Source organism: Bacillus hominis, from assembly GCF_018332515.1.
Lineage (GTDB): Bacteria > Bacillota > Bacilli > Bacillales > Bacillaceae_G > Bacillus_A > Bacillus_A hominis.
This window is the reverse complement of record NZ_BOQD01000089.1, coordinates 1-6,568: the sequence shown is the minus strand read 5'-3', so window position 1 is coordinate 6,568 and position 6,568 is coordinate 1. Positions and strand designations below refer to the sequence as shown.

The following is a 6,568-nucleotide window of genomic DNA, read 5'->3' as shown; positions in this document are numbered from 1 at the left end:
GATTTACAACGGTAATGTAATTTTCACCCATAAATAAAGCCGATTTTAAGAAATCGACTGTTGAACTAAAGCTCCCTTTACTTTAAGTACATTTCTTCACAATCTTTAGATTAATTTATTGGATTATTTTTATGTGAAAGAGTGATATTAAATAAGAGCTTTAATTCGATTGACAAAAAAACCGTCCAGAAGGTATATTATATGTATCTAAGTTATGGAGGTTATTATGTCTATTTCAAAGCATGCTAATAAGAAAAAAAATATATTGATTGCTGCATCTGAAATTGTAAAAGAAGAAGGAGTTGTCAAACTCACATTAGAGGCAGTCGCCCAAAGAGCTGGCGTGAGTAAAGGTGGATTATTATACCATTTTCCTAGCAAGGAAGCATTAATTAAAGGAATGGTGGAAGATTGGACAAATAATTATTTCGAATGCATTAATACGTTAGTTAATAACGACGATGATAACGCAATAGGAAAATGGAATAGGGCTTATCTTAAATCTACATTTTCCGATTTAGAAAACAATAATCTAAATTCCGCACTAATGGCTGCTATGTTTATTAATCCAGATTTATTAGATGAATTCCGGCAGAGATACGATATTTTGCATACAAAGTTAATAACTGATGGAATTGATCCTGTCAAAATAACAATTACAAGATTATCCATAGATGGTCTTTGGTTTTCAGAAATATTTGGAATGGCACCATTAAATGAAGAACTAAAAACACAAGTTTTTGATGAACTAATAAACATGATTCAGGAGGACGAATAATGTCATATCTATATTTAGCACTTGCAATAGTGGGGGAGATTATTGGCTCTTCCCTATTAAAAGCATCTGAAGGCTTTTCAAAACTCTATCCTACAATAGGGGTAATAATAGCTTTCGTTGGTTGTTTTTTCTTTTTATCCTTGTCGCTAAAAACAATCCCCTTAAACACTGCATATGCATTATGGGCAGGTTTAGGACTTGTTTTGACTACAGTAATTTCAGTTTTAGTTTGGAAGGAAAAACTTAACATGGCTAGCATTGCAGGAATAACACTGATTGTTGTAGGAGTTGTAATATTGAATTTGTTTGGACCAGGACATGGAGAATCTGGTCATGAAGCAAGCGAAACTATTACAATGAATGAGACAATGGAATAACACATAAAAAAGTCCTTCTTAATAAAGAGAAGGACTTTTTAGCTTAATTAAGGGTATTTTTTGAAGTCCTTATTCAACAAACCTGCGTACGTTAGTTTAAGTGTATCACTTCACAATTCCAATAGAGTAGAGTTTATTGAGACATAATGAAATTAGCGTTTTAAATGACTTCTGACTGTCTCATAAGACTTGTATCAAATGCTTACCGTTGTAAATCCGCATTTCCCTGACGCTACCCCTTTCCTAAGCAAAAATGTTTTTAAGTCTTTTATTCTTTTACCGTATTAAATTTGATACGGTTTTCATATGCTTTTTTGGGTTGAGCTGGCTGGGGTTTGGGGCTAGCCCCAAGGGTTTTTATTACACAAAATATTGATAGAACGGAAATGTACGCACTAAGCGACGGAGCAATTAAAATGGATTGTTCAAGTGATAATCCGAAAAAGTGATAACTTTTTTGGTTTATCGCTTGGCACAAGCCATGCCAATTGCGGAGAATTTTGAGTCAAGATAAAGAGTGGAGATTTTTTGCGGTTTTTGCAAAAAATACTACTCGTTTCTTTACTCAAAATTAGCGTTAATAGAGAGTGAGATAGAACAACATTGTTAATGTATTAAAAAGTCAATAATATCAATGGTTTGTTGCACTTTTCGTAGTTCTTGAATTTAAGAACCATAGTTCTTGAATTTAAGAACACCGGATTTTTTACATTTTTTACATTATTTTACATAATTGAAAGATAAAAAAATACATGTATTAAAAAATACATGTATTAATTATTATTAATTTGTTTTCTCTTCTTCTTCTTCTGAATGACATGATAGTTCGAATAATTTTACAGGCATATCCTTTAATGCTTTAGGAACTTTTGAAAACATCGCTTGTAATGTTAAATTGACATCATCTTTGCTACCGGCGTACAAAATGTTCGGATTCATAAAATACACATTTGCTCTCGAATTATTACCTTGAACACCTGTTTTTGAAACAGCCAGTATGCCTTTTGCTACTAAAGATTTAACAATAGGATTGACATTATTTTTAGTTCTTTTCAACAAAGTTGCGATATCTGTTTGTGTTAAAGGAACTGGACTTTTTTTATGAATATCATCCACAAGACAATTTGATAAAAAACCAACTTTACGACTGATTTTCCATAAAAATATAATCTCTTTATCATCTAAATAATCAATCTCTTCGAGATAATCAACGTTATCCTGAAGCATTTGAGCAAATTTTGCTCGATTCTTGATTTTACGCTCTGGAACAAGTTTCATTCCTCGCGCGTTAGCTCTTGATTGCAAATCATTTGCTAATTCCCATTCTTCATCTGAAAAAAACTTTTCTTTTTCTAAGTCTCTTTTTCTAGCGTTTCGATCCGCTTGACTAAAATCAATTGCCATTGATTTTGCTCCTCTCCTGAAGAAAATGCAACAAGCATTCTAGGAGATTCACCGTTATTTTTTTATTATCCGTAAAGGGTTTTACCCTTGATTTTTAAATGAAAATTCATTAAAATTAAAACTAGAAATCAACGTTTTGGTGATAAATTACGATGAATCACCCAAAGTCGAGTGCTCCAACACTCGGCTTTTTTTTATGCTTGTCTATTCAATTCTAGCTTAAAAACTCAAATTTTGTAAGATGCTTTACCTAATCGAATAATTTTTCTAATCGATACTTTCTGTATGCTTTTGTTTTCGAAACATCATAAACTTGTTCCAACCTCGGTGTTATCAAAGGTCCACTTCCATAACAAATACCAATGATTGGACAATCATCTAATTCTTCCCCTAAAGATAATCTGTGCACATGAAAATCTATCATTCTCATGTGATATTCTTCTAAATCTTCTTGTTTAATTATCTTCATGAAACTTCTGTCATATAATCCGAAATATTTTTTTACATTATATTCATAAACAAAATTAAATCCAATTGGCTGTTCGTTTTTTTGAACTGGAAACCTTATTCTCTCACAAAATATTGCATCAATATATATTTTCCCAGCTTCTAGCAAAGTCAAATCATCTTCTTCTATTATAGTTTTTCCAATCACTTCATTTTCTTCATACCATCTAAAAGATGACATGCAATTCACCTCTTTATTTTGTTGGCACTTCTTTCTTTTCTTTTGAAGTATTTGTTGCTGCATCTTTCTTTTGACGTGTACCAGTAGCACGCTTTGGCTTTTTCTCTACTTCGAATTTAAAAGCACGTAACATTTCTAATTCTTCTTTCATTGCTTTGAAATCACCTAACGTTAAACGCTCGAATGCAACGAATTCCATTAGACTTTCCTTGTTAATAAGCCATTTTCGAGTCTCCACACGACCTTTTCCAATCAATAATGCATCAATTTTCCCATCACGAATCCAACGCATTGTAACTTGTGTATTCGTACTTTTCGTTACGCCATGATCCAAAAGGATTTTATGTGCATCTTCCAGTGAAATCGTGAATTTTTCCTTCATTTCTTGCGTCATTTCTTCAATTGAGATTTTTTTTGACATTGTTTTTTCCTCCTAATTACAATTAAGTACATGTATTTTTAATTAAATGTATCCATCTATATTTTTAATATACAGTAAATGTATTGAAAAGTAAATATAATTTTAAATAAATTTATTAAAAAATATATTTAATCTATTTTACATTTACTATTAATTATATTTACTCAAAATTATATATATCCTTCTTTAAATTTATTATACATTAAATTTATTTTTATGTAAATCCATTTTAGGTCATTACTTTTACTTTTGTGTAAATCTATTTATTGCCATGACTTTACTATTTTGTACATGTATTTTATATCTCTTAAACGTTGTTAAATCAACGATTTTTTGCGATTACTAAAAATAAATTGCGGAGACAATACATGTATTTTTATCTATATTTTTACTTTTGTGTAAATCTAATTTAGGTATATAAATTTACTATTGTGTAAAACTATTAAAATTACTTTAAAATACTTTTACTCAAAAATAAATTTACTATACAATAAATGTATTTTAAAATACTTTTACTGTATAGTAAATTTAATAGGCGTTTCATTTTTTTTTGATTTTCGAAAAAAAGCGAGAAATGGCGAGGATTTGGAAAACTCTCGTGTATCTTCTTAGTTCATCGACCCGTTTTTTGGCGATTTCCTCGAATCCGCACAAGGTACTGGCATTGCCATGAGAGGCTAACACAAGGCTTTCTCATTGTAAAGCCGGGAAAGATGGCTTGACAACGAGGCTCTAGCCCTTGTGTTTCTAAGCCAGTGCGCCAGTACCAACTGTGCTCCGCACTCGTCTTCCCGATTTTCCGTCAAAACCTATCAATAATCAGCATAATATCGTACAACATCTAAACGATAGTGACCCAAATCCAAGCTAACTAGAAACTGGCACATCTCTTTATTTGTAAGTTTACGCCCTTCGTTCTTCGAACCTTCGGTTATTTTTTTACGGATATTTTTTATAACTGCATCATATTTTTGCTTTGTTTTCTTGTCCTGACAACGTTTTGCAACTTCTTTTTTTAATTGATTCTTACTGTAACTTTTGTATTTATCCATTTGCGCTTGTGCATATGCTTTGCGACCTGAATGTGTTGTGTATCTTTTTCCGTTACGATCCACCCCAGCATTGACGGCTGCACCTCGTATTTCTTCTTTTGCACGTTTTCCAAATTCCTCATTTGTTAATTGATTTTTATCACGTTTTCGAGCAATAATTACCTGGCTTCTTTCACTTTTTCCAGTGCATAAATTTTTCAACTTCTCTAGTAATTCTTTACTTTCAATTTTAACCGTTCTCTCGTGCCCGCCTTTGCCTTTTATATAGACAGTGCCACTCTTAAAGTCTATATCACTCACTTTTAGTTTTACGGCTTCGTGAACACGCATTCCAGCGTACCGCTGTAATTCGTGTACTGTTTTTATATCTTCTCTCAAATGTTTACTTGTCGTTGCTACATTTAGTTCTTTTTGAACTTTTTCATAGTCTGAATGATTTGCCTTTAATACCGTCGAATCAGCCGATTTACGGAAGATTCCACGCTCTGTGAGTGTATTTAACATATCTCGTTTATCAGCGACCTTACATGTATGTTTAAACGTTCCTGTTTCAGCACTCGCAACACGAAAAGAATGAAACGCATGCGCCATTTGGCGCATAGAAAATGCGGAAGCATTTCCTTTTTCAAAGGCTTGAATTTTTGTTTCGAGATATTCCATTGCGTGGCGAGGTTTCGCCCTATCCACGCTAATTCCATGCGTTTGTATTAACCAATTGTTATATGATTTCACGATTCCGCAATATGTGTTTATTGTTGAATCAGTTAATTGTTTTTTGGTTGTATTATTTTCATCAAAAGTTATTTTCATATCTTTAACTTTTTCATAGACTTCATCAATTTTTAAATCAATATCATTTGTAATTTTGCTCATTTCGTCACCCCCTATATACAAAATCAAGAGCAAGAACCCAACCCCCGTGAACCTTACAATATCAAGGCACAACAAAAACGAGGTCTCATTTGGGTGGGTTCGATCTATTTTTTTTAAAGACCAAAAAAAATAGACCGAACCACCCAAATTAAACACACAAAAGCAATCGCGAAATCTCCCTTCGGGCGATTTAAGCTCACTAGAGTCAAAGTCAAAATCAAAAGACCAAAAGCAAAAATCAAGGTCAAAAGATTAAAAGACAAAGGCTCAAGATAGCTACGCCATCTTGTTGCGATTGGCGTCTATAAATAGACTCCAAGGCTCTCCCATACATTTTGCACCAAAATGTATAGTCAAATGAGCGTACAACGGTATTGCGGTCTGGAATTTTTGAGTAACCCAGAAATTACTGTTCTTGCGATTTGTTTTGTGGTTAAAAACCTTTGTTACAGATTTACATTTATTCAGTTGTAAAAATATTTAATTGTAAAACTTGTTCCCTTCGTATTTTTTGATTTGTCATCTCCTTAAATTTTTATTTTTTATAATATTTTTTTCCATTCTTGCAAGCAAGAATTCTATTTTCTTTTAAAGCTATTTATAAAACTACTTGGGAAAGCTTTATATTGCTCCTTTCTTAGATTATTTTTTCCCACGTCTTAAAAACATTTTGCTTTGCTATTGTAATGATCCCCTTTCATTTTTATGACGTGAATTTTTTAGTTTTGTAAAATACACGATTACTTGAATCACGTCCCAAGATTCATAGTATAAAATTTCGTATTTCATATTTGCTTAACCGCAAGCGTTTAAACAAATAAGTAATTGGTTTTAAAATTACTATGAATATATACAAATTTTACCATTAATCAACTGATTTTGATGAAAAAACCTTATTTTTTTATGCTTTTGAAAAGGTCTTACGACCTTAAATGTTTTTCTTTCCGGGGTAGAGTCCTGAAAATGCGGATTTAC

At 32.0% G+C, this 6,568-nt stretch carries 6 protein-coding genes; 2 read left to right on the top strand and 4 right to left on the bottom strand.

All coding sequences use genetic code 11. The features are described 5' to 3' along the window. The first annotated feature begins 226 nt into the window (after positions 1-226). Positions 227-778, top strand: a complete 552-nt coding sequence (locus KI356_RS10515; protein WP_000028029.1) for a TetR/AcrR family transcriptional regulator — start codon at positions 227-229, stop codon at positions 776-778. Then, positions 778-1,155 carry a quaternary ammonium compound efflux SMR transporter QacH gene (gene qacH / locus KI356_RS10510; protein ID WP_047914402.1) on the top strand — a complete coding sequence of 126 codons (378 nt, stop codon included), beginning with the start codon at positions 778-780 and terminating at the stop codon, positions 1,153-1,155. Before KI356_RS10515 ends, qacH begins: the two co-directional genes overlap by 1 nt. A gap of 783 nt (positions 1,156-1,938) precedes the next feature. On the opposite strand, the gene KI356_RS10505 is transcribed toward qacH, so the two are convergent. The 4 genes from KI356_RS10505 to KI356_RS10490 form a co-directional block, all read right to left on the bottom strand. Continuing rightward, positions 1,939-2,559, bottom strand: a complete 621-nt coding sequence (locus tag KI356_RS10505) for a hypothetical protein (protein WP_000963189.1) — start codon at positions 2,557-2,559, stop codon at positions 1,939-1,941. Between the two features lie 250 nt (positions 2,560-2,809). After that, positions 2,810-3,247 carry a hypothetical protein gene (locus KI356_RS10500; RefSeq protein WP_000094076.1) on the bottom strand — a complete coding sequence of 146 codons (438 nt, stop codon included), beginning with the start codon at positions 3,245-3,247 and terminating at the stop codon, positions 2,810-2,812. Positions 3,248-3,260: 13 nt separating this feature from the next. Continuing rightward, complete coding sequence (locus KI356_RS10495; protein WP_000037919.1) at positions 3,261-3,668, bottom strand: hypothetical protein; 408 nt, start codon at positions 3,666-3,668, stop codon at positions 3,261-3,263. A gap of 812 nt (positions 3,669-4,480) precedes the next feature. Next, a complete protein-coding gene (locus KI356_RS10490; protein ID WP_000036645.1) occupies positions 4,481-5,593 on the bottom strand; it encodes a tyrosine-type recombinase/integrase in 1,113 nt (370 codons plus the stop codon). Between the last annotated feature and the right edge of the window lie 975 nt (positions 5,594-6,568).

Coding starts and splice junctions, on each gene's coding strand:
- KI356_RS10515 (WP_000028029.1), top strand. CDS start 227: ATGTCTATTTCAAAGCATGCTAATAAGAAAAAAAATATATTGATTGCT.
- qacH (WP_047914402.1), top strand. CDS start 778: ATGTCATATCTATATTTAGCACTTGCAATAGTGGGGGAGATTATTGGC.
- KI356_RS10505 (WP_000963189.1), bottom strand. CDS start 2,559: ATGGCAATTGATTTTAGTCAAGCGGATCGAAACGCTAGAAAAAGAGAC.
- KI356_RS10500 (WP_000094076.1), bottom strand. CDS start 3,247: ATGTCATCTTTTAGATGGTATGAAGAAAATGAAGTGATTGGAAAAACT.
- KI356_RS10495 (WP_000037919.1), bottom strand. CDS start 3,668: ATGTCAAAAAAAATCTCAATTGAAGAAATGACGCAAGAAATGAAGGAA.
- KI356_RS10490 (WP_000036645.1), bottom strand. CDS start 5,593: ATGAGCAAAATTACAAATGATATTGATTTAAAAATTGATGAAGTCTAT.